We start from the raw sequence: 23,372 nt of genomic DNA, 5'->3' as shown, positions 1-23,372 counted from the left end.
ATATCTGTTGGCATCTTTTTGGACTTGTTATGCTCAAAAGCAACTATTTTGAGACAGTTTGCTCATCGAAACCAAACTTAAAGGCGATCAGGTTATTTTCCACACAACCCACAAGATAGAGACCAAATGCGCATGAACACCACAAACCAACAGTCAAATGACACCGCTGGCCCGGCGGAACTAGCCGACTTGGATTGGGTCCTCACCCACGTTCATCAAGCCATTGACGAGCTAGAATTCTACAATGACGAATTCAAAGCTTTTGAAAAACAACGCATCAATGCCAATTTGATCCGCGCTCTTTTTGAATATGACCCCCACCACCTTCTGATCCTTAAAAAGAACGGGGAACGGGCCGGATTCATGATTTCGGGGCCAGACAATGGTGTGGTGTTTCTCTATTGGTCCTACATTTTGCCCGCATTTCGCAATTCGAAATTGGCCATCGTCGGCAACACCTATTTCAAAGAGTATTTTGACAACGGCAATTGGCACAAATTATCGACCCTAACCCGCACAGACAACCGCACCGCACGAATTATCCTAAAGCGATTTGGATGGACTGAAGTTGCTGAGCTCAAAAAGCATATCTTTGGCGAGGACTATCTGGTTTTTGAAATTGAGACAAAAAAGACAATCCCGGGATATCGCCCATTTGCTGTAAAAGGTCGATTGGGTCGACTAACGCAACGTTTTAAGGACGCTTTTGGCCCAAAGAGTTAGCGCTTTTAAGAAATCGAATTAGTCGTTCGGGCCTATAGTTTTTCGGGATTTGATCCAACGCATAACTTGGGCCTTTGTATCGCGGGCAAAAAACAGTGTTTCGCCTAAAAGCCGTGGCAACATCCAGTGCGCGTAATTCATAACTCTTGGCACTTCAGACACAATTCCGGCTTTTCCAACCATTCCGTTTTTGAATTGGTGCAGCCCCAAAAAACCATCGGTCCCACCTAAGTCGTACCATTTGATGCGGTCTTGGCGCGCAAGCCAGCGCATGATTTCCCAATGCATCAAATAGCCAGCGCGAAGTGGCAAGGCCTCATCATTGGTTGCACCATATAAATAAACTGCGGTATCGCCCGTAGCAAAAATCACTGCGCCAGCAACTGGCTCGCCATCATGACGCACCAAAAACAATTCAGGCCGCGCACTGTCGTCAATATTTTCCATCAAATGATGCAAAGAATCAAATGCAGAATAATCCGGAAATTGTTTTCGGTCTGTCATAGACCGATAGAGGTCGTAAAACACAGGCATTTGCGAAACATCACAATGCTCGAACTCAAGTCCGTTTTTCTCGCTTTTTTTCAAATGCGCACGCCACTTTTGGCCAAAACTTGCGCGCATCGCTTCGTCATCAACATGAACATTCACGAAATAACGATTGGGAAATGGCAGCCCAAGACCGGGCTTAAAGCGGCGGGCCAACAGTTGTTCAGTGGCAAAATTGACTTCCGATGGCCTGGGCCGTGGCAATATCGAAAGCATCAAACGCCCTTCAATTGCATATTTTTGCACCAACGCGTCTATAGCAAGACCATGGATAGCTTCCGCATCCACTGCTGTAGTATCCAGAACAACGGGGCCCCATTTACACACCGCCAATCCGCCCAATCCCAAAGGCGCGGCACGATGCATGATCAAACAACCTGCTACCAATTCGCCATCGCGTAAAAAATGCAGGCAGTCCACATTCATCTGTGGCCAGCGTTCGGCAGCAAAAACATTCATTTGCTCTTGGCAAATATCATCAAATTGATGCGCGGTTTGATCCCAAACGCGCGGGTCGACAGCCACCACTTCAAGCGTAGTGTTTTCAGCAGTTGAGGCTTTATATTTGTTGATCATTTTTGTCGTCAAGTCAGCCATCGCAGCACAGTTCGCCTCTAAATGCGAGCGACGTGCGCTGCACAATTTGGGATTAAATAGTCGACGAATAAGAGCCCCAAAACACATAATTTGAAGTAAATTAGAATGGAAAAACCCCGTCCTCATCTAAGAACGGGGTTTCCAATTGCTTAACGCTGGGTTTGATGCGGCTACATTTGTTCCATGGCGATATGGCGTGTTTCGGCCCAAATCGCATAGTCTTTCATGCTCAACAGTTCAGCCGCGGCCTCATCAACCACAACAATGGCGTGTTGGTGTAATTGCAATGCTGAAGCCGGACAAGAAGCGGTAACCGCCCCCTCAACGCATCCTCTGACAGCTTCAGCTTTATGGGCACCAGTGGCCAACAGAACCACCTGCTTCGCATCCAGAATGGTGCCAATACCCATGGTCATTGAATCAGTCGGCTGACGTTCGTCCGGTCCAAAAAACCGCGAGTTCGCTTCGATCGTCGACTTTGTTAGGGTTTTCACACGCGTGCGAGATGATAGGCTAGAAAGCGGTTCATTAAACCCAATATGTCCATTGATACCAATGCCCAACAATTGCAAATCAACGCCACCCGCAAGGGCAATCATTTCTTCGTAGCGCTTGCACTCTTCGTTGGGGTCTTTTGCGACCCCATTGGGGACAAATGTGCGCCCCTTATCAATATCGATATGGTCGAACAATTGCTCATTCATGAAATGGCGATAACTCTGAGTGTGTTCGCCGTTCAAACCCACATATTCGTCCAGATTAAAACTGGTGACCTTGGAAAAGCTAATGTCTCCGCCTTGCTGGCGTTCAATAAGCTTTTTGTAAAGTGTGGTGGGCGAAGAACCCGTGGCGAGGCCAAGAATGCTATTTGGTTTTTCCAAGAGCTGACGCGCAAAAAGATCGCAGGCAAATTCTGCCACGTCGTCAGAATTCGGTAAGATAACAAGACGCAAGGGAATTGCTCCGTGTGATGATTGTGAACGTAAAACGCCAGGCCGATACTTTGCCTTCCCGGTCGTCCATTAAAACTAGATATCGTCTCCAACGTCGGTTGAATAAATGTAACGATCGCCACGGTAATATGAGTGTGTAAACTCCACCGCTTTGCCCGTGCGGTCAAACGAGGTCCGCTCCATATCCAAAATGGCGGAACCTTTTTCGACGCCCAAATAACCACTCAATTCTTTATCGCAGTTGGTTGCTTTGATCGATTGGCGCGCTTTAACAGGTCTAAATCCACGCGCATCAAGATGGGCATACAAGCTGTCACCCTCCTCAACATTTTCCGCATCGATCGCCTCTAATGGAAAATAGGCCAATTCGTAGGCCATTATGCTACCGTCCGCATAGCGGATCCGTCGGAAACAGGAAACGCGCATATGTGGCGCAACGCCCAAGGCCTCGCACACCTCAGGAATTGGTGCAACTAGTCCCTTAAAGACCAATTGCGAACTCGGCTCCATGCCCCTGTTGCGAATATCTTCAGAAAAACCATTCAAAAACTTCAGCGACTTCTCAAGGGATTGTGGGCGATTGCGTGGCACGTAAGTGCCCAACCCCCGCTTTTGCACCAACTGCCCATCGTCAAGCAACGGTTTAAAGGCGCGCCGAATGGTGACACGGCTAAGCCCCAGTTTTTCGGATAACTCTCGTTCGGCCAACAAAAACTCGCCAGCGGTCAAAATACCATTTTGAATGGATTGACGTAACGCTTCAGCGAGCAACTCATAGCGAACACCGGGTCGCTCTAATGCGGCGCGAAGATAGGTAATTAAATCTGGTTGTGTAGCTTCGCCAACAGTTGTCATGCGCGGCACCCCTCAGTCTTACTTTTTGGAACGCCACATCATTGAAGAATCGTTCATGTTCGGGCGCACCATACCTATCAAATACCAATATGCAACCAAACATGCAACAAGCAATACCAGTAGTTCTATTTAGGGTCAGAGACTACTTTGCCGACGCACCATTTCTGAAAATGGGCACGGTACCTGTCCAAAGGATTCTGCAAATGGCATCGCTCACATTTTCCCAGCTGTGTGTCCGGGTTGACCGGAAGTGCAAGCTGTCCCCTGCGCTCAAAATCACCTTTTCATTCTCAACGTAGGTAACGACTTCACCTTCAAGAATGTAAATGATCTCTTCGCCCTCATGGCTTACCCGCTCAGATTTATAACCAGCAGGTACCGTTATAATGAAAGACGACAAAGCTTTCCCTGCGAAATCCGCACCAAGTCGTTCATAGCGGAGCGAAGAATCATCAACAGAAAAGCTTTCACGCTCGCCTTGGCGTGTCCGTCCGCGATGCACGGCAGGTGAAGAAACAAAAAACTCCATTTCCACATCAAGGCCCTTGGAAATCATCGACAATGCACCCAGCGAGGGGGTCGCTTGATCACGCTCAACTTGAGATAAGAAACCAACAGATAGATTGGCCAACTCGCCCAGTTCTTTAAGCGTCATGTTCATGCCCCGGCGGCGTTCACGGATCAAACCACCAACCAGCGGTGTTCCAGAGTGATGCACCGGCTTTTCCTCAACTTCGGCGGCAAAAAACTCCGACCGTTGATCCAAATCAGCATTTATCATATCGAATTTCCTGCCCGTCGTTCCTCTTTGGTGTAGAATAGTGTTTACACCAACCCCTTCAACTCCCTAAATGCGCTTTAAACTCATTGTTGCAAACCAAGAAGCGCAGATGGGTTCGCTTAAACCAAACTGCAAGCAAACGCGACAAAAAAACCAAAAAAATGAGAAATTGGGGCCGATTTTGGACATTTCAAAACAATTCGATACCAGGGATCACAATGCAATATTTGAAAGGCTAAATGCGGCCGCTACAGTTGCACCTGGGTTCAAACTACTCACGATTATGGAATTAGACCTACCTGCTCAATTGGCCCGTCGTTCATATTCATCAAATCCTACCACATACCCAACCAGCGGCACCAAACCCATTCTCAAAACACAGTGGTTCAAAGATGTTGTGGAATCACAAAAACCATTTCTGGCCAATTCGCCTGATCAAATGGGCGATCAATTTCCTGATCTGGACATTATTAAAAGTCTTGGCTGCGGCTCAATTGTAAATGTCCCTGTCGTCAAGTCAGGGAAAACGGTGGCAGTCATCAACATATTGCACGAGACAGGCTATTTCACCGACCAACGGTTCAAAGAGGCATTGGCGCTCGCAAAATTTTTGTAAATGCCAAACAGGGCATGCATTGCTTGACTTGACGATCAGCATGACCATCTTAGAAAAAAAGCCAACACAGCCACTGCAAAGGACCAGACAGCCATGGAAATATCGCAAATCGCAACTTCGACCGTCGATTGGCTTAATGGTTATGGCATGAACATACTCACCGCCTTTGTTGTTCTGATTGTTGGTTGGTTCATTGCGAAGTGGCTTGCCCAACTTGTCGTACAGCTCTTGCCAAATACCAAAGCATTTGACGAAACTGTGGCCCCCATGTTTGGCCAACTGGTGCGCTACGGTGTCATTATCACCGCTCTGGTGATCGCCTTGAGCGGACTAGGTGTGCAAACAGCCTCTATTATCGCGGTCATCGGTGCCGCTGGCTTGGCCATCGCCTTGGCGCTGCAAGGCACCCTATCCAACATCGCTGCTGGTGTGATGATCATCTGGCTGCGCCCCTTCAGCGTTGGAGACTATATTGAATCAAGTGCGGTCAATGGCACTGTTAAGCAAGTTGGACTTTTTGCAACCCAACTACGTACGGTCGACGGGCTTTATGTGTTCACGCCAAATGCGAAAATTTGGGATGCAACAATCATCAACTACAACAAAGAAATGACCCGTCGTATTTCATTTGATGTCGGCATTGATTATAGCGCCGATATCGACTTGGCGCGTAAGGTTTTGTTAGAAGTGGCAACATCTGATGAGCGCGTTCTCACAACGCCTGAACCCGTTGTATATGTCATGAACTTGGGCGCAAGTTCTGTTGATCTTCAGCTGCGCGCATGGACCCGCACCGCGGACCATTGGGAAGCCCGCATGGCAATCAATGAAGCAGGCAAAAAAGCGCTCGATAAAGCTGGTGTGGAAATACCGTTCCCACACATGCGCATTCTGGCGCCAGAGCTGTCACCAAAATAATTTGCACACCACTATTGACCTAGAGCAGCTCCAACCCCCTATTTATCTGAGATAGTCAGATATGAAAGGGTGACCAAATGAATATTGGTGAAGCAGGAAAAAAGAGCGGACTATCTCCCGATACCATCCGGTTTTATGAAAAGCGGGGCCTAATCCTTTCAACCAAGCGGGACGAAAAGGGCCATCGCTATTACGCCGAAAACGATGTGGGTTGGCTCGGCTTGCTCGCCTGTTTGCGCGGCACCGGCATGCCCCTCGCCGAAACAGAGACCTTCACCCATCTGGTGCACGAGGGTGAACACACCGTGCCTGATCGCATTGATTTGCTTGAAAATCACCGCAAACGGTTAGCGCAAAAACGTGCAGAGCTTGATGCCTATGAAACCCATCTCGACGAAAAAATCGCCTATTACAATTCCGTGCTCGAAAAACAAAACAAAGAGGCAGCCCAATGAGTAAGCCAGACATCGCACTGTGGACCGGGCAAACCATTCCGCGTCTTGGTTTTGGTTGTTGGGCCATTGGGGGCCCATTTTGGGCAGACGCGATCCCTGTGGGGTGGGGCGTTGTGGACGATAATGAATCAAAAGCCGCAATTGCCGCCGCGCTTGATGCGGGCATTCGCTTTTTCGACACCGCAGACGTTTATGGCGCGGGCCACTCCGAAAAAATCGTTGGTGAGGCCTTAAAGGGTCGCGACGACGTTTTTGTTGCGACAAAGTTTGGCAATCAATTCAATGAAGACAACAAACAAATCACAGGCAAAGGCGCAGACCGCGCTTATATCCGCAAGGCCGTGCAATCTTCCCTTCGGCGCTTAAAACGCGATGTAATCGACCTCTATCAACTGCATATTGATGACCTTGATGGCGACGATGCAAAAGAAACCCAAGCAGCCTTAGAAGAGCTTGTGCAAGAAGGTTTGATTAAGGGCTACGGTTGGTCAAGCGACCACCCCGACAACTCGAGCCAATGGCTTGGCGCACCCAACTACCGATCCATTCAACATGACCTCAACCTTTTCACCCCGGCAAACGAGACGCTGGCCATTGTGGAAAAGCACAACATGCTGTCCATCAACCGCGCACCCTTGGCGATGGGCATGTTGGGCGGCACCTATAAGATCAACCATAGTTTTGGCGAAGACGATGTGCGCTCCGGCGGCGCACCCTGGCTCAACAAAATGGGCCATGTTCGCTCTACAGAAGACGCCCAACAACGCCTTGACGGCATTCGCGAAATCTTGACCACAGGCGGAAGAACCGTTGCCCAAGGCGCACTAGCCTGGATTTGGGCGCACAGCGACAAAGCGCTCCCCATCCCCGGTTTTAGAACCGTAGCACAAGCTGAAGAGAACGCGGGCGCGTTAGAGTTCGGTCCGCTGGATGTGGACACAGTGCAAGAAATTGACCAACTCGTTAGCGGTGAAATGATTTAGCCTAAACTGGGCGGCGAGGTGCCGCCCAATCAATGGTCTTTGATGCCCTGATAGGCCCGTTTTCCCCAGATCTGCTCCACTCGTTTGTTGCGGCCGCATGTGAAGCGATAAAAACTATATTTCAGCTTATTCTTCTTGTAATAGTCTTGATGATATCCTTCCGCCGGATAAAAGGTCATCGCAGGTTGCACAACTGTTGCCACATGACTCTTAAGCTCAATAGCAGCTTGCCGTTTGGCATCGGCTGCCACTTTTAACTGTCTATCATCCAGCGCAAAAATGGCGGTGCGATAGCTGTCCCCCCGATCACAGAACTGCCCGTCTGCATCTGTCGGATCGACCGAGCGAAAAAAGATGTCCACCAATTGACTATAGGCAATCACGGTCTCATCATATTCGATCTCAACGGCTTCAAAGTGCCCTGTGTTTCCTGCGGTAACCTGTTTGTAGGTAGGATTTTCTACCGTGCCACCGGTGTAGCCCGAGCGTGCTTCAATTACGCCGGTCACCTGTTCAAAATCACTCTCAACGCACCAAAAACAACCACCAGCGAAAATCGCTTTCTCTGCCGCCTGCGCCATGGTTCCAGTCAATAAAATCGCTGTAATTACACCAATGTTAAACAGAATTCGCATGTTACCGCCTTTTCGTTGCTCAGCCCATGCAACCACCTTAGCCGAACACAAACAATTCACATTGGTTTGAATCAAAAAGGGCGCGGCCAATTTGGACGCGCCCTAAGTTCGAGTTTAAATCAAACAGCACTAGCCAGCCATTACGCCCTGCGCTGATGCACCCCGCTCCATCAACAAGCGGTTATAGGCATTCAAATAGGCCCGGGCGGATGCCACCAAAGTGTCTGGCTCTGCGGTGCGGCCAGAAGCAATTTTGCCGTTCATTTCAAGCCGGACATGGGCATTCGCTTGTGCATCTGTGCCCCCGGTTACCGCATCAACACCATAATGGACAAGGTGCGGGTTGGCCCCAACGGCTTCTTTGATCGCATTGAAAATAGCGTCCACAGACCCAGTGCCTGAAACCTTGACCGACTTCGCGTCGCCTTCAACAGAAACAGTTAGCTCACATGTGTGATCCCCGCCAATGGCTGAAGAAACACTCATGGCCACGAGTTTGATTTTATCTTCGATTGAGCCCATTTCATCGTCGACCAAAGCAATCAAATCTTCGTCGTAAACATTCTTTTTGCGGTCAGCCAATTCTTTGAAACGAACAAAGGTTTCTTGGAATGCATTGTCACCCAACTCATAACCCAAGTCTTTCAATTTATCTTTGAAAGCCGCGCGGCCAGAGTGTTTGCCCATCACCAAGGAGGTTTCTTTAATCCCTACGCTTGCTGGGGTCATAATCTCATATGTCTCTGCGTTTTTCAGCATACCGTCTTGGTGGATGCCACTTTCATGCGCGAAAGCATTTTTGCCCACGATGGCTTTATTGAATTGCACGGGGGTATTGCACGCAGCAGAAACAATTTTTGACGCGCGGGCCAAGTGGGTCGCGTCAATCTCTGTATGGAAAGGCAAGGCATCGCCACGGGTTTTAAGCGCCATCACAATTTCTTCAAGCGCGGCGTTGCCGGCGCGTTCACCCAAACCATTAATGGTGCACTCCACTTGGCGCGCGCCGGCTTGAACACCAGCAATTGAGTTGGCAACAGCCATGCCCAAATCATTATGGCAATGGGTAGAAAATATGGCCTTGTCCGCGTTGGGCACAGTCTCAATCAATGTTTTGAACATCGCGAAATATTCTTCAGGGACGGAGAACCCAACGGTATCTGGGATATTGATTGTCGTTGCGCCCGCATTGATAGCGGCTTCAACACATTTGGCCAAATAATCAATCGGCGTCCGGGTTGCATCCATGGCCGACCATTCAACATCGTCGATCAAATTGCGCGCTTGCGTCACAGATTGTGTAACAAGTTCCAAGACCTCATCTTGGTTTTTATTCATCTGATATTTCAGGTGAATTGGAGATGTCGAAACAAAAGTATGGATGCGCCCACGCGGCGCCAACCGCACAGCGGCCCCTGCCCGATCGATATCAGCAGGAATGGCGCGCGCCAACCCCGCAATCACCGAGTTCTTCGAACGGCGTGCGATTTCCGAAACAGCTTCAAAATCGCCATTTGAAGCGATTGGAAACCCAGCTTCGATAATATCGACGCCCATATTGTCAAGCAACTCAGCCACTTGCAGTTTTTCTTCAAACGTCATTGTTGCGCCGGGGGCCTGTTCGCCATCGCGCAATGTGGTATCGAAAATGAAAACACGGTCAGTGTTGGATTGTGAAGTGCTGCTCATGATGTAGTCCTAATATGGTCGACCCTTGATAAAACAATCGGGCCGGAAAAATTCAATTTCTTTCGGCTTTTGTTTTGTCTCCCCTAAACACCCGCTCTCACGCTGAGAACTGTCGGTACTCAGGGGCAAATAAGGAGGAGGTCGAGAAGGAGAGTTTGGTTGTCGCGCGCAAGATCACTTGCCGCAGCCAATTGGCGGGCAGTCTTTTGATCTTCAATTTCAAACGCGTCGCGGATCATGCAACCATTGCTCCAAAGCACTCATCAAAAAATCAATGCGATTCAACGCATAGCAAATTTTTTTGGCCCTGCAAACGGCCTAATTCATCATTTCCGTCCACATTGGCCAAAACCAAACGCAGATTGTGCTTTACCCTTAGAACGTCAGCACCGCCAAAATGAGCGCCAATGTGGCCATCCCACCGTTGAGCATGCCAAGTCTTTTGGCCTTGGCTCTTGCGTCTGCATCCCCTGCAGCAACAAGCGGACCAAGCCGTCCCGCCACAAATATTGAAACGGTCAACACGATAACCGCCGTTATTTTGGCGAAAAACGTAAGTCCCAAATCCATTGGGTTTGGATAAGCCACTAAAAGCATTGAAATGCCGGTGATCCACAAGAGTATTATCGCCGCACGGCCCAAACCACCAAATCTCTTAGTGATGCCCAGAACGGCTCTACCGGCGTCGCTTTTGACATCGCCCAATTGTGCGGACGCAACCGCGGTCGCTATTCCAATGCCAATACCAATACACATTGAAAACAAGTGCACCATCAGCAAAATCTTCAATAGAATGTCCATGCTATCCCCCCTAACATGATTGAAAAACCTAGGCCCAGCACAAAATCAATGCAAGGAGCGGCTGTTATAGCAAACTGCTGCTACTCACTACCTAGGAACAAAGTACCCTCGCCCACCAAAATGGCGTTGCCGCCAATTCCAGCATGGGTCAACTGACCATTTTCAAGCTTAATCTGCGCTTCAATATAGCTCGGACGACCCATTTCCATCCCTTGGGCGATGGTGAAGTCTACTAGCCCCTCACCCTCATAATATTGTTGTGCCAACAACCCGCAAAGCGCGGCTGCAGCGGAACCGGTGGCAGGATCTTCTTTCAGATTGCCCAGCCCAATGAACGCCCGGGCCGCGAACTGCACGTTGCGCATATGATCAACGGGTGTAAAAACATAGACTTTGTCGCTGACACCACCATAAACATCAGTCCAGCCCCGCCGCTCTAATTTGATCGCGGCTAACGCGTCTTGGTCGCTAACTGGCACCAACACAAAAGGCACCCCGGCGCTATAAATGGTGGGTTGCATGCTCCCCCAACCAATTTGCTCCGGTTGCAAACCCAAAGAGCCAGCAATTTTGTCTATATCAGGTGCATCGCCAACCTGTTTGGGCAATTCAGGAAGGCCAAACCGTGCATGGCCACTGACTTTGTTCAATCGTTCTGTGATCGCAACAATTGTGCCGATTTTTTCTTCCAATCGAACGGCTGTGATCCGTTGTTTCAAACCAAGCAAGACCGCTGTGCCAACCGTCGGGTGTCCTGCAAATGGCAATTCTTCAGATGGTGTAAAAATGCGCAGATTTGCGACATGGCGTTCGTTCTTGGGCGAACACACAAATACAGTTTCACTCAAATTGAATTCTTTTGCGATCTCTTGCATTTGATTTGTTGGAACATTATCCGCATCAAACACCACCGCAAGTGGGTTGCCCTGAAGGCGTTTTTTGGTGAAAACGTCAATAATCGAATATGGCAACTGCATTGTGCTCTCCCACCGCCCGCGTCAGCAATAAATTGAACACATCAATAGCATTGATTCGACCATCTGTAATGCGCATGAACAAATTCTCTCGTGCAAAAACATCGGAGAGAAAAATGATCACCTGCTATGTCCAATATGAGATTGAGCCAGATAAACTTGACGAGTTTGAACACTACGCCAAACTCTGGGTTCCCCTTGTGCAAAAGCACGGCGGCTATCACAATGGCTATTTCATGCCCCACGAAAGTGCAAATGATCTAGCGCTGGCGCTTTTTTCTTTTGAGACACTTGCCGATTATGAGCGGTACCGCACTGATATTGCAAATGACCCAGAATGTGTCGCCGCTTTCCAATATGCAAAAGACACCAAATGCATCCGCCGCTATGACCGGCAGTTTTTGAAGCCATTTATGGTGCCAAACATGTAGCATGTTGGCACAAAAAAAGGGGTGGTTAAAAACCACCCCCAAGTTAGCTCTGGGAGAGCTAGGGTTTATTCTTTTGAAAGCTTGGTGCAGATCTAGTTGCGGTCTTTATCAACCAATGCACCAGCTTTAATCCATGGCATCATATCGCGAAGTTTTGCGCCAACTTCTTCGATTTGATGCGCGTCGTTGTTGCGACGTGTCGCTTTAAACTTAGCACCACCCGCACGGTATTCTTGAATCCACTCAGAAGTGAACTTACCAGATTGGATGTCGTCAAGAACACGCTTCATTTCAGCTTTAGTTTCTGAAGTGATAATGCGCGGACCAGTTACATACTCGCCCCACTCTGCTGTGTTTGAGATCGAGTAGTTCATGTTGGCAATGCCGCCCTGATAGATCAAGTCAACAATAAGTTTTACTTCGTGCAAGCACTCGAAATAGGCCATTTCTGGTGCATAACCAGCTTCAACCAATGTTTCAAAACCAGCGCGGATCAATTCAACAACGCCACCACAAAGAACAGCCTGCTCACCGAACAAATCAGTTTCGCACTCTTCTTTGAAAGTTGTTTCAATGATGCCAGAACGACCGCCGCCAACGCCTGAAGCATAAGCAAGACCAATGTCTTTTGCGTTGCCAGTTGCATCGTGGTGAATGGCGATAAGGCAAGGTACACCGCCGCCTTTTTGATATTCGCCGCGCACGGTGTGGCCTGGGCCTTTTGGTGCAACCATCAAAACATCGATGCTGTCTTTTGGTTCAATCAAACCGTAGTGAACGTTCAAACCGTGTGCAAAAGCAATCGCTGCGCCGTCACGAATGTTTGGTGCGATTTCATCTTTATAGATGTCCGCTTGCAACTCGTCAGGCGTTGCCATCATCATCACGTCGGCCCATGCAGCTGCTTCTGCAACGCTCATGACTTTAAGACCATCAGCTTCAACTTTTTTCGCCGTTGCAGAGCCTTCACGCAAAGCAACAACCAAATTGGTCGCACCAGAATCTTTAAGGTTCAACGCGTGCGCGCGGCCTTGGCTACCATAACCAATAATGGCTACTTTTTTCGCTTTGATCAGATTTAGATCAGCGTCTTGATCGTAATAAACACGCATTGTGTTATCCCTCTTAAATTATCTTATTATTCGGGCGAGATTGTTCTCACCTTGTTTCATCGAACGCCGTAAAGCGTCACAAATTGTTCAACCGCGCGCTTGGCATCGCGCACCACATCGGTCTCGCTTAACACTAGATCTTCGCCAAGCAGTAGTCGGATTTGCACATCTTTGATCACCAAACCAAAAAATGTGCGAAATGCTTCTTCTTCGTCGCTAAAGTGCAACAAACCTGCCCCACGCCCTGCTTTCAGCAACGGTTTTAGCCGCTGGCCAACCGCAAAACGGCCATTCATCAAAACCGTAGTACCCAAATTGCTCAATGGCCCGGCATGGGTAATGGCCAAACGATTCAAAGCAACTGAAATGTCGCCAGAAATCACTTTGAGCCAATCAAACGCAAATTGTTCTAAATGTGACTGCAAAGCCTCACGCGACATACGTTGTGGGCCAACAGGGACAGAGCGAACCTTTGCTGCCTGCCATTGCACAATCGCTGTTAGCAATCCATCGCGATCACCAAACCATTTATAAAGAGACTCTTTTGAACAACGCGCACGCCGCGCCACACCGGTCATGGTCAGCTTGTCGCCAACCTCCACCAAAAGTGAAAGCGCAATATCAAGCACATCCTGCTGACGCGCCGTCAATTCTTCATCGCCTAAACGCACGGCTTGAGCCAAAGCAAATCTCCAATGGTAAAGTAAACACTAACAGAACCGTACCGTACGGTTCGGTAAATTGCAAGCAGAAAATTGATATTTGGTTTTGATCCCGTCAAAAGCGTAAGACTGTGACGCACAGCACTTTTCAAATCAGTTGTCGAAAATCCAAAAACCGTCTCTTTATGAACTCCGCCAAAGAAAGAGCACCCGCCCAATTTCCCGGCAAACCTTGACTTGCATCAGGGCATATCCCCTGCGCCCCGTCTATCATTCACCAAATCTCGGGGGAAAAACGATGCGGACACTGATTATCTATTTTTCAAAAACGGGCAACTCTCAACAAGTGGCCCGACGAATGGCTGAACGTCTATCTGCCGACCTTCAAGAAATACTTTGTGATCAATACTTAGGATCCGCGGGGGACCTTTGGGCGGGTTTTGACAATATTATCGGGCGCACACCAAAACTTGCGCCAATCAATGACCTAAATGAATATGATCGGATCATCATTGGCGGACCAATTTGGCTTGGCCGTCCGTCAGCCCCAATTCGCGCTGCCGCAGAACAATATGCAAAAGGCAGAGTAGATTGTGGAATCTTTGTTTGTGGCATGGGTCCTGAAGATCTAGACAGCGCCGCCAAGCAGCTTGCCGCACTGTTCGACCACAAGCCAGCAGCGGTTTTTAAAACGCATGGTAGTATGTTGGGTTCTGCCGAGTTTGAGAATGAGTTGGACCGCTTTTGTGGCGAATTCACAAACCAACTTGAAACGACCAAACACGCGTAATCAGTTACTCACCGACCCGTATTTCATATTCGCGGGGAATCCCCTCAGTCACCTTAAACCATGCCGACGCTTTGGTTCGTTTCTGATGTGCCTCAAAGGCTGCCTGATCAACAAACAGCTCCGCCACCTTAAACCGCCCCTCAATTTGCGTGGATGGCACCACCTCAAACGAAACACACCCCGGCTCGCCACGCGAAAGCTCAATATGCAACGGCAACGCCGCTTCAACTTTAGCTATTCGGTCCTTCGGCACATCAATGTGGCCGTTTAGATATACCATTTGTGACATGTGGGTTTGATCTCGTGTGTATGATGGTTTGGGCAATGCGGTGCGAAGACACACTATTAGGTGTTGTAGATTTCGCCAATGTTTTTGTGTCGATGGTTACGTGCAAGGAATGGTGTTTCGTAGCTTAAATCATGAATACAAGATATGCTCATGCCACAACAACAATAAATGGTGCGGCCAAAAAGAAATGTCGTTTCGTCCCATACCAAAACAAAGTCCCAATTCCCGCATAGATCAACGAGTTTACTGCTACGGCAAAAAAGTGATGAATTAGCCAGACGTCATCTCTGCCGCCAATGTAAAGCATGCTAGCAGGCCAGAAGAAAAGCCGATTTTCCATTGGGTAGTGCTGATAAGGTTTGACGCCCAAATTTAACATGTTCAAAAATACAATACACGGTATCAAGCCTACGAGCGCAAAGATCCTGATGGTCACCGAAACAATCTCCCTTGTTACGACAAAATTGCGCATCTAGTCTGCCATTCAACTGGATGCAGACATCACCCTATTGAGATAAATAGATGCTATTGTTGTCAGTAACTAGCTGTTGAATTGAAGCCAGGTCTGAGGCGATCTCAACTTCCTCAAGTGCGGCATCTAGGTATGCAATTGTTGTCAAGTTGACTGTCGCAAGCAACTCAAACCCGCCCCACGTCTGTCTAAAATGGTGATCTACTAGATATTGAAGACTTTGTTCGTCATTTGTAGTCACCAATACATTTTCAGTTCCTTCCCTTCCATCAGCCAAATATCGAGCACCCGCGGGAAAATAAGAAACATGAACTAGCCGCTGGTAAGGCAGGGAAGCAAAGTACGCCAACCATTTTGAACCAGTCCACCAATGAGACTCCTGGTCGGAAAAACGCGCAGATGTAAGACCGTTTTCCTGCACGACATCCTTGTTTATCCCTGTTCCTGGAGTTGCTAAAGATTCAAAAATGTTTCTCTCGAATTGTGACCATTCGAACATATCAGTGCAGACCTACTAAATGAGTTTTCAACAGCTAGAATTACGAAATTGCGGTGACAGTTTACTTAATTCATTGCCCCAGCCTTCACCTATTGTTCCAAGAATGGGACATGCCAGTTCAGCACTTCGGCACACACAGACTAATTGAAAAACCCAAAAACATCCCAAAATATCATCAAAAAACACGGGCCGCACGTCGCCGCACGGCCCATAGTCAGCTAAATTCTAAACAGCAGCCAATGCCTGCTCAATATCGGCAATAATATCGTCAACATGTTCAATGCCAACGGAAATCCGCACAAGATCTTCCGACACCCCCGCCGCTTTCAACTCGTCTGCGCTAAGCTGACGGTGGGTTGTGGAGGCTGGGTGACACGCCAGAGATTTTGCATCGCCAATATTCACCAAACGCAAGATCATGTTCAAACCGTCGATGAACTTACCGCCGTTTTCGCGGTCACCCTTGATGCCAAAACTCAAAATGCCTGAGGCTTTGCCGCCGGAGATTTTGGCCGCAAGATCATGATACGGAGACGATTTTAGACCCGCATAATTGACCCATGCGATCTTGTCGTGCGCGACGAGATATTCAGCGACTTTTTGAGCGTTTTCGCAGTGGCGCTCCATGCGAAGGCCAAGTGTCTCAAGACCCTGCAAAATCAAGAAAGCATTCATCGGGGAAATCGCAGCGCCGGTGTTGCGCAAGGGCACAACCCGTGCCCGGCCAATAAAGGCCGCTTCGCCCAATGCTTCGGTGTAAACAACGCCGTGATATGATGGATCAGGCTCGTTCAACAAGGGGAAACGTTCTTTGTTCGCGACCCAATCAAACTTGCCACTATCAACAATAATACCGCCAATTGAAGTGCCGTGTCCGCCGATATATTTGGTGAGGGAATGCACAACAATGTCTGCACCATGTTCAAACGGACGGCACAAAAATGGTGTGGCAACAGTGTTGTCAACAATCACCGGAACCCCATGGGCATGAGCGATTTCAGCCAGTTTTTCAATATCAACAACATTGCCTGCCGGGTTACCAATACTTTCGCAGAACACGGCTTTGGTGTTTGCGTCAAACAGTTTTTCAATACCTTCAAAGCTGGCATCAACCATGCGCACATCAATGCCCTGGCGCGGCAATGTATGTTCAAACAGGTTGTATGTTCCGCCATAAAGCTGCGCCACAGAAATGATGTTGTCGCCAGCTTCTGCAATGGTTTGAATGGCATAGGTGATTGCTGACATGCCTGATGCAAGGGCAAGGCCCGCAATGCCACCTTCCATTTCCGCAACCCGTTGCTCCAAGACAGCGGTGGTTGGGTTCATAATGCGGGTATAAATATTGCCCGCAACTTTAAGGTCAAACAGATCAGCGCCATGCTGCGTGTCATCAAAAGTATAAGATGTTGTTTGATAAATCGGCACGGCCGCAGCCTTCGTGGTGGCTTCAGATGTATAGCCATGGTGAAGGGCGAGTGATTCAAGTTTCATCGGTCAGTCCTTGCTAGTGGTTTTCGACCTTCACACTAGCAATTTTTGCACAGACTAAGCTAGTCAGATTGCCGCACAATCGGAACACTGAAATGCTATTCTATTTGGGCCCAACTGCGCCAATTAATCATCTTGATAAATGTCATTTAATGGCCAATAGTGGTGCTCAATAATACTATTTGTGAAAATGATTTTTCCAAAAAGAAAACTAAATCGCTGAACATAGCGCACAATAAGAAAAGTCATTTGCACGGATTCTTGGGAGGAAGACCATGCATTTTAAGACTATGTTTCTTGGCGCTTGCATTGCACTTGCAAGTTCATTCGGCGCAGCGAGCGCGCAAGAGCGCACCATGATTGTTCTGGATGGATCTGGTTCTATGTGGGGCCAAATTGATGGCGTGCCCAAGCTGCAAATCGCCCGCGACACGTTGCGCGACGTTTTGAAAACCGTACCCGAAACGACAGAGCTGGGGCTAATGGCCTATGGGCATCGTAAAAAAGGCGATTGCACCGACATAGAGTTGATGGTTCCGCCTGCCACTGGCACGGCTTCACTAATCGCTGACAAAGCGGACAAGATGAAGTTTTTGGGCAAGACCCCCCTCACCGACGCGGTAAAACGCGCAGCAGAAGAACTAAGATACACCGAAGACACCGCTACTGTGGTCTTGATTACCGATGGTCTAGAAACCTGCAAAGCAAACGTGTGCGAACTAGGCAAATTGCTTGAATCCCAAGGCGCAAATTTCACCGCGCATGTGGTTGGCTTTGGTCTTTCAAAAGAAGAAGGCGCCCAAGTTGCCTGCCTGGCTGAAAACACTGGCGGTCAATATATTTCAGCAGATAATGGCGATGCCCTTGCTGAAGCATTGAAGGAAACTGTGGTCGCCATTGTTCCAGCGATCACTTTGATCCCTGTTGATCAAAACAACACAAAAGTTACAGACATTACGCTGAATTGGAGCATTCTGGACAAAGACGGCAACGAAGTTCTGACCGACTATGGGTTTGGCGACGCCCACGGACGTCTAGATGCGGGCACTTACAATGTTAGCGTTTCTGGCACCGCAGCTTCCGGCGGTGGCGCAATTGACATATTGGCGGACGTCGCAAAACAAAGCTTTGAAATCACACTTGAAGTGCATAGACTTGAGGCTACAGTAACCGCCCCTGAACAGGTTAGCGCCGGTGCTGAATTTGAAGTGAATTGGGAAGGACCGGATCACCAAAGTGACTATGTCACCATTGTTGAAAAAGGTAGCGATGAAGGCACATACAACGATTACGCCTACACCAAAAACGGCAATCCTGCCCAAATCGATGCACCCGATGGTTTGGGGGCTTACGAGGTGCGCTACGTGCATGGTGAAACCCGCAAGACTTTGGGCCGGGCCGACATAGAAGTTGTGGCCATAACTGGCTCTGTTTCCGCGCCCTCACAAGTTGGGGCAGGAAGCGAATTCGAAGTCGCCTTTACAGGCCCCGCCTATGGGTCCGATTACATCACCATTGTTGAAGTAGGTGCAGAGCAAGGCACCTACAAAGACTATGCTTACACCAAAAATGCCAATCCTGCTGTCATTCAAGCCCCGGATGGATTGGGCGAATATGAGGTGCGGTATGTCATCGGCAAAAGCAAGCGCACTCTCGCTTCAACAATAGTGGAAGTCACCGCCATTTCCGGCACGTTGGAATCACCCGAAAGCGTGCCAGCGGGTTCCGAATTTGAAGTGCATTGGACCGGCCCAAGCAACAAAGGCGACTATATAACCATCGTAGAAAAAGGTGCCGCTGAAGGCAGCTACAAAAGCTATGCCTATACCCAACACGGCTCACCGGCCAAAATCGCCGCGCCAGACGCAGTTGGAGTGTACGAACTGCGATATGTGATTGCTTCAAGCAAACGCACATTGGTCAGTCGCCCCATCACTCTAACAGAGGTCACAGCAACCCTGAGCTTTGATGGCACGCCCATTCCGGGTGGCAAATTGCGCATCGATTGGACGGGACCAAATACACCAAGTGACTACATCACAGTGGTTGAAATCGGCAGCGACGAAGGCAGTTATAATGATTACGCCTACACTAGGAACGGCTCACCAGCCGAAATAGACCTGCCAAAGGCTCTCGGAGCATTTGAGATTCGGTATGTGATCGGATCTTCAGATCGTACGCTCGCCGCGCTGCCTATCACACTAAAACCGGCCAGCGCCAGCGTTTCCGCCCCGAGCAATGCCAAGGCGGGCGACGCGATTGAGGTGAGCTGGACTGGTCCTGCCGCAAAAGGCGATACAATTGAAATCGTCGCAACTGGTTCGCCAGACAATGCCGCCCCGATTACAAGTGCGGGCACTGTTCAAGGCAGCCCATTGTTCATTTATGCTCCCGGCAGCTATGAAGTGCGGTACAAGGTCAAAGACACTGGTAAAACATTGGCAACAACGCCGTTGAGCGTTGAATAAACCACAAACAAAAAAGGCCACCCAAATGGGTGGCCTTTCAAACTCAAAAGCGAGTTGGACTTAGTCCAAAAGCTCAAGATTTGTAGCAGATTCACGACCGTCGCGACCAGCTTCAAGATCGTAAGAAACTTTTTGACCGTCTGCGAGACCTGAAAGACCTGAACGCTCTACAGCTGAAATGTGCACGAATGCATCTTTGCCGCCATCGTCAGGTGAAATAAAGCCGAAGCCTTTAGTTGAATTGAAGAACTTAACTGTACCGTTAGCCATGGTAATACCTATTGTAGTGATGTTTGACGCAACACACGCCAAACTAATTGTCCCTCATGCAACATGCACAAAGGGGTAACGTTCGCCATTATAAGGGGAAAACCATTCTAACCGGCAAGCCGGGCATCAAGTTAGCCAAAGACGGCTGAAAACGTAAGAAGCTCTATAACTCATTGACAAGAAAACGCAAGCTTTAAGTGTGGGGCGCCAACATTAATTGTCGCGCCGCCATATCAAGTATTTATAGTCGTTGCACTTTTCGGCGCATCCAGCGCAAGAGCAGCATCCAATGTAGACCCTCGAAAGTGCTTCAACAAATCCGCACCGGTTATTGGACGTGACAACAGAAAACCTTGCAGCAGCTGGCAGTCCATATCCAACAATAGCCGACGCTGCCCCTCAGTCTCAATTCCCTCAGCAACAACAGATATGTCCAGCTCATGTGCCAGCCGAACAATCGAGCGCACGATGCGACGAGTTTTGTCGTCGTTCTCAATTTCTGAGACAAAGCTTCGGTCAAGTTTCACGCGATCAAAAGGGAGTCGCTGTAAATAGCTCAAGCTTGAAAAACCAGTTCCAAAGTCGTCCATGGCGATATTACTGCCGAGCTCTTTCAACTTCGAAAGCGCCGCTTCAGCGCGCCCAAAGTCCTGTACAATGGAGGTTTCTGTTATCTCAAATGTAATGCGTTCTGCTGGGAATCGTGACCGCAAAACTAGGTCCGTAATGTGAGCCATTGTTTGGTGCGAACCGATATCCGCAGCGCTCAAGTTGAAGGACAAACCGACATCACTTGGCCATGCGCGGGCAGCTCGAAGCGCTTTTCGGAGTAATACTGACGTCAGTTTGCCCATAATGCCGCAACGCTCGGCCTGGCAGATAAACACATCAGGCGTAAATTGCACACCATCTCTTGACCACCTGGCCAAAGCCTCTACTGCGGATATACGGCCAGTCTCTTGATCATAAATTGGTTGAAATGCCAAAGTAAGCTCTTTGTCCAAGTCTGCATTTTTCAGTTCAGTCTCTACAAAGCTGCGTTGCCGAATGGCATTTTCATGTTCTTCAGAAAACATAACAATCCGACCGCGTTGGTTCTGCTTAGCAAAGTAGAGAGCATGATCTGCCTTCTCAAATAGCTGATTTGCTTCAGCAGAGTCACCGCCACCACTGATGATTCCAATGGAAGCCGTAACCCGCACACAGCTTGCCGCCAGCTGAATTGGATCTGCAATCGCATTACCAATTTTCTCCCCGAGCGCATGTGCATCTTCATCACTAAGCGCAGGGGTTGCCAAAAAACCAAACTCATCGCCGCCAAGGCGAGCAACTGTCAATCGGTCACTTGTGAAATCACAAAGTCGTCGCCCGATTTCCATCAACAATTGATCACCAACAATATGCCCGTAAACATCATTGATCGGTTTAAACCCGTCAATATCTAGCAGACCAACAGTAACAGGCGTATGATTTTGCTCACCTTCAACCCATCGCTTCAAGACATCAAAGAACACCCTGCGGTTCGGCAACCCGGTCAAACTGTCATGGTTGGCAAGCTTAAGATTTTCGTCGCTCAGTTTTGCCGTTTTGACGTTGCTAGAGATCAGCTGCGAGAAATCGTTATAGTAAGTCAACATGACATATACAACGGCGCTAACGACCACGATTGTATTCACCGCCATAGCAAAGTGAACTGCTTCTTGAGTTAAAAGGTAGTGACCAAAAAACGGAACCAACACCGATGTGGCCACCGCCAGCGCTGCTGCACGCAAATAGAGCAAGCAACACACAACTCCCACAACTGTTACAACAATAAAGAAAGCAATATAGGTGTGCAAAACCGCATCGCCATATCGATACAAACTCAAACACCAAATAACGAATGCGAACCCCAAAACACTGCCCAAGCGAACGGATGCTCGAAGCCGTGCAATAGCTGCCCGGTGGGTATAAATGCGCCCTTTGTCCATCAGCCAATAGCGCAACCGGGCAATACACGCCAGCACCAATATGAGCGGCAACGCGAGTGTTAGCCAAACAGGGGCGACGTCATAGTGAGTGAAGGATAGACCCGCAGCGCTGATACAGGTGATCAAGTAAACCAACGGCATACGGCGTGCCATTTCTTTGACCTGCGCCTGCGCCAACGCCCGATCGTTTATCGGCACGCTATATAGATCGGCAAATGCACGAAGATGAGTCAGCATCTTCTTCCCCACTGCTTGAAAACGATTTCAGCAGCATAGTGCGCACAGCAAATAAACATTGCGTTAAATGCCTTCATTACGGCTCGGCGTTCAATGATTGTGGCAACAACCCATTGCCGACAATCTTTACGATGTGTATCGTTTGAATTGTTCATTTGGACAGACCCCTGATTGCCAAATCTGTTTCGGGCGCGGTCGTCCACTTTCCAACGAAAGACCGCAAATCCTATGCCTGATCACAAAGCCTTTGCACAAAAGCATGCCAATCCGCGACTTGGCATGATCTTGATGATCTCAATGGCTTTGTTGCTGCCGGTTATGGATTCGATCGGGAAATACCTCACTGCATTTCTGTCGCCCGGCACCATTGCCCTGTTTCGCTTTATCATTCAGGCGGCATTGTTTATGGCCCTGCTCGGTGTTCGACGCCAGCTAGATTTCCCCCGACTTCATTGGCGCACACTCGTTTTGCTGGGGGGCATCATTTGTGTGGTCATGCTGACCTTAATGCTGGGTTTAAGCGTCTTGCCCCTGGCGACCTTCATCGCCATCTTTTTTGTAGAACCCCTAATATTGGTGTTTTTTTCGATCCTTTTCTTAGGCGAAAAAGTCGGGTGGCGACGCATCACCGCTTGTTGTGTGGGCCTACTTGGGGCCTTAATCATCATTCGCCCCAACTATGCAACCTTTGGTGTTTACGCGCTTATGCCCGTCATCACCGCTATTTGTATGGCGGGTTATTTCACCATCACCAAGCAACTTCAGGGCAAAATGGACGGCATTGCCGTGCAAGGATGGGCAACGCTCTTTGGGTCGTGTTTTCTTGCCATTGCGATCTTGGCAGGCACAATGTCAGGCATTGAAGATTTAAGTTTCAGCTGGCCCCAGCAACCCCATTGGGGATGGCTTGCCCTATCAGCAACAATAGGCGTGCTCGCTTATGTGCTCATCGCAGAAGCCTTCAAGCGCGCGCCTGCAAGCCTATTGGCGCCATTTCAATATATCGAAATCGTCGCGGCAACCATTCTTGGGTATTTGGTTTTCGGAGATTTCCCTGATGCTCTCACATGGCTCGGGATCGCGATCATTCTGGGCTCTGGCCTTTATGTGTTCTATCGCGAACAATATGCCGACCAGAGCCCAGATTAGATA

24 protein-coding genes are annotated in these 23,372 nt (G+C 48.9%); 9 read left to right on the top strand and 15 right to left on the bottom strand.

Annotated features, from left to right (window positions below; genetic code table 11):
- Positions 1–132: 132 nt before the first annotated feature.
- The gene (locus O4H47_RS09830) at positions 133–723 is read left to right on the top strand and encodes a GNAT family N-acetyltransferase (protein ID WP_269393807.1); all 591 of its coding nucleotides are present in this window, start codon (positions 133–135) and stop codon (positions 721–723) included.
- A gap of 18 nt (positions 724–741) precedes the next feature.
- On the opposite strand, the gene O4H47_RS09825 is transcribed toward O4H47_RS09830, so the two are convergent.
- The 4 genes from O4H47_RS09825 to O4H47_RS09810 all read right to left on the bottom strand — a co-directional run bounded on the left by O4H47_RS09825 (position 742) and on the right by O4H47_RS09810 (position 4,458).
- Positions 742–1,869, bottom strand: coding sequence for a lipid II:glycine glycyltransferase FemX (locus O4H47_RS09825; RefSeq protein WP_269393806.1), 1,128 nt, complete (start codon positions 1,867–1,869; stop codon positions 742–744).
- A 170-nt stretch (positions 1,870–2,039) separates the two neighbouring features.
- Positions 2,040–2,822 carry a glucosamine-6-phosphate deaminase gene (nagB, locus tag O4H47_RS09820; RefSeq protein WP_269393805.1) on the bottom strand — a complete coding sequence of 261 codons (783 nt, stop codon included), beginning with the start codon at positions 2,820–2,822 and terminating at the stop codon, positions 2,040–2,042.
- Positions 2,823–2,897: 75 nt separating this feature from the next.
- On the bottom strand, positions 2,898–3,677 hold the full coding sequence (locus O4H47_RS09815) for a GntR family transcriptional regulator (protein ID WP_269393804.1): 780 nt from the start codon (positions 3,675–3,677) through the stop codon (positions 2,898–2,900).
- Between the two features lie 142 nt (positions 3,678–3,819).
- Positions 3,820–4,458: a cupin domain-containing protein gene (locus tag O4H47_RS09810; protein WP_269393803.1), complete on the bottom strand. Its 639-nt coding sequence runs from the start codon at positions 4,456–4,458 to the stop codon at positions 3,820–3,822.
- A gap of 181 nt (positions 4,459–4,639) precedes the next feature.
- Here O4H47_RS09810 and O4H47_RS09805 point away from each other — a divergent pair, with 181 nt between their 5' ends.
- The 4 genes from O4H47_RS09805 to O4H47_RS09790 all read left to right on the top strand — a co-directional run bounded on the left by O4H47_RS09805 (position 4,640) and on the right by O4H47_RS09790 (position 7,430).
- Complete coding sequence (locus tag O4H47_RS09805) at positions 4,640–5,074, top strand: GAF domain-containing protein (protein WP_269393802.1); 435 nt, start codon at positions 4,640–4,642, stop codon at positions 5,072–5,074.
- Positions 5,075–5,167: 93 nt separating this feature from the next.
- On the top strand, positions 5,168–5,992 hold the full coding sequence (locus O4H47_RS09800; RefSeq protein ID WP_269393801.1) for a mechanosensitive ion channel family protein: 825 nt from the start codon (positions 5,168–5,170) through the stop codon (positions 5,990–5,992).
- 77 nt (positions 5,993–6,069) lie between these two features.
- Positions 6,070–6,447: a MerR family transcriptional regulator gene (locus O4H47_RS09795; RefSeq protein ID WP_269393800.1), complete on the top strand. Its 378-nt coding sequence runs from the start codon at positions 6,070–6,072 to the stop codon at positions 6,445–6,447.
- A complete protein-coding gene (locus tag O4H47_RS09790; RefSeq protein WP_269393799.1) occupies positions 6,444–7,430 on the top strand; it encodes an aldo/keto reductase in 987 nt (328 codons plus the stop codon). Before O4H47_RS09795 ends, O4H47_RS09790 begins: the two co-directional genes overlap by 4 nt.
- Positions 7,431–7,459: 29 nt before the next feature.
- On the opposite strand, the gene msrA is transcribed toward O4H47_RS09790, so the two are convergent.
- From msrA to O4H47_RS09770, 4 genes are all read right to left on the bottom strand, one after another.
- Complete coding sequence (msrA, locus tag O4H47_RS09785) at positions 7,460–8,065, bottom strand: peptide-methionine (S)-S-oxide reductase MsrA (protein ID WP_269393798.1); 606 nt, start codon at positions 8,063–8,065, stop codon at positions 7,460–7,462.
- A 129-nt stretch (positions 8,066–8,194) separates the two neighbouring features.
- The gene (locus tag O4H47_RS09780; RefSeq protein WP_269393797.1) at positions 8,195–9,754 is read right to left on the bottom strand and encodes a 2-isopropylmalate synthase; all 1,560 of its coding nucleotides are present in this window, start codon (positions 9,752–9,754) and stop codon (positions 8,195–8,197) included.
- A gap of 375 nt (positions 9,755–10,129) precedes the next feature.
- Positions 10,130–10,555 (bottom strand): hypothetical protein, encoded by a 426-nt coding sequence (locus tag O4H47_RS09775; RefSeq protein WP_269393796.1) that lies wholly within the window; start codon positions 10,553–10,555, stop codon positions 10,130–10,132.
- Between the two features lie 80 nt (positions 10,556–10,635).
- Positions 10,636–11,532: a PhzF family phenazine biosynthesis protein gene (locus O4H47_RS09770; RefSeq protein ID WP_269393795.1), complete on the bottom strand. Its 897-nt coding sequence runs from the start codon at positions 11,530–11,532 to the stop codon at positions 10,636–10,638.
- Positions 11,533–11,645: 113 nt separating this feature from the next.
- Between O4H47_RS09770 and O4H47_RS09765 the strand changes: the two genes are divergently transcribed.
- Positions 11,646–11,960, top strand: coding sequence for an NIPSNAP family protein (locus O4H47_RS09765; protein WP_269393794.1), 315 nt, complete (start codon positions 11,646–11,648; stop codon positions 11,958–11,960).
- Between the two features lie 92 nt (positions 11,961–12,052).
- Here the strand turns inward: O4H47_RS09765 and ilvC are convergent, their stop codons facing one another.
- Together ilvC and O4H47_RS09755 are read right to left on the bottom strand one after the other, a co-directional pair.
- A complete protein-coding gene (gene ilvC / locus O4H47_RS09760; protein ID WP_269393793.1) occupies positions 12,053–13,072 on the bottom strand; it encodes a ketol-acid reductoisomerase in 1,020 nt (339 codons plus the stop codon).
- 56 nt (positions 13,073–13,128) lie between these two features.
- Positions 13,129–13,755 (bottom strand): TetR/AcrR family transcriptional regulator, encoded by a 627-nt coding sequence (locus tag O4H47_RS09755; RefSeq protein WP_269393792.1) that lies wholly within the window; start codon positions 13,753–13,755, stop codon positions 13,129–13,131.
- Positions 13,756–14,032: 277 nt separating this feature from the next.
- On the opposite strand from O4H47_RS09755, the gene O4H47_RS09750 reads away from it, so the two are divergent.
- Positions 14,033–14,524, top strand: a complete 492-nt coding sequence (locus tag O4H47_RS09750; RefSeq protein WP_269393791.1) for a flavodoxin family protein — start codon at positions 14,033–14,035, stop codon at positions 14,522–14,524.
- A 4-nt stretch (positions 14,525–14,528) separates the two neighbouring features.
- Here O4H47_RS09750 and O4H47_RS09745 read toward each other — a convergent pair whose 3' ends face one another.
- The 3 genes from O4H47_RS09745 to O4H47_RS09735 all read right to left on the bottom strand — a co-directional run bounded on the left by O4H47_RS09745 (position 14,529) and on the right by O4H47_RS09735 (position 17,278).
- On the bottom strand, positions 14,529–14,813 hold the full coding sequence (locus O4H47_RS09745; protein ID WP_269393790.1) for a putative quinol monooxygenase: 285 nt from the start codon (positions 14,811–14,813) through the stop codon (positions 14,529–14,531).
- A gap of 506 nt (positions 14,814–15,319) precedes the next feature.
- Complete coding sequence (locus O4H47_RS09740) at positions 15,320–15,784, bottom strand: hypothetical protein (protein WP_269393789.1); 465 nt, start codon at positions 15,782–15,784, stop codon at positions 15,320–15,322.
- A gap of 225 nt (positions 15,785–16,009) precedes the next feature.
- Positions 16,010–17,278, bottom strand: a complete 1,269-nt coding sequence (locus tag O4H47_RS09735) for an O-acetylhomoserine aminocarboxypropyltransferase/cysteine synthase family protein (protein WP_269393788.1) — start codon at positions 17,276–17,278, stop codon at positions 16,010–16,012.
- 272 nt (positions 17,279–17,550) lie between these two features.
- Between O4H47_RS09735 and O4H47_RS18135 the strand changes: the two genes are divergently transcribed.
- Positions 17,551–19,743, top strand: a complete 2,193-nt coding sequence (locus O4H47_RS18135; protein ID WP_419719611.1) for a vWA domain-containing protein — start codon at positions 17,551–17,553, stop codon at positions 19,741–19,743.
- A gap of 60 nt (positions 19,744–19,803) precedes the next feature.
- On the opposite strand, the gene O4H47_RS09725 is transcribed toward O4H47_RS18135, so the two are convergent.
- Both O4H47_RS09725 and O4H47_RS09720 read right to left on the bottom strand, forming a co-directional pair.
- Positions 19,804–20,013 (bottom strand): cold-shock protein, encoded by a 210-nt coding sequence (locus O4H47_RS09725; RefSeq protein WP_269393787.1) that lies wholly within the window; start codon positions 20,011–20,013, stop codon positions 19,804–19,806.
- A 233-nt stretch (positions 20,014–20,246) separates the two neighbouring features.
- Entirely contained in the window at positions 20,247–22,220 is a 1,974-nt protein-coding gene (locus O4H47_RS09720; RefSeq protein ID WP_269393786.1) for a putative bifunctional diguanylate cyclase/phosphodiesterase, read from the bottom strand.
- Positions 22,221–22,448: 228 nt separating this feature from the next.
- On the opposite strand from O4H47_RS09720, the gene O4H47_RS09715 reads away from it, so the two are divergent.
- Positions 22,449–23,369 carry a DMT family transporter gene (locus tag O4H47_RS09715; protein WP_269393785.1) on the top strand — a complete coding sequence of 307 codons (921 nt, stop codon included), beginning with the start codon at positions 22,449–22,451 and terminating at the stop codon, positions 23,367–23,369.
- Positions 23,370–23,372 lie beyond the last annotated feature (3 nt).

The organism is Maritalea porphyrae (assembly GCF_027213965.1).
In the GTDB taxonomy this organism is placed as follows: domain Bacteria; phylum Pseudomonadota; class Alphaproteobacteria; order Rhizobiales; family Devosiaceae; genus Maritalea; species Maritalea porphyrae_A.
Note: the sequence above shows the minus strand (reverse complement) of the source record. Positions and strands in the feature narration are given on the sequence as shown.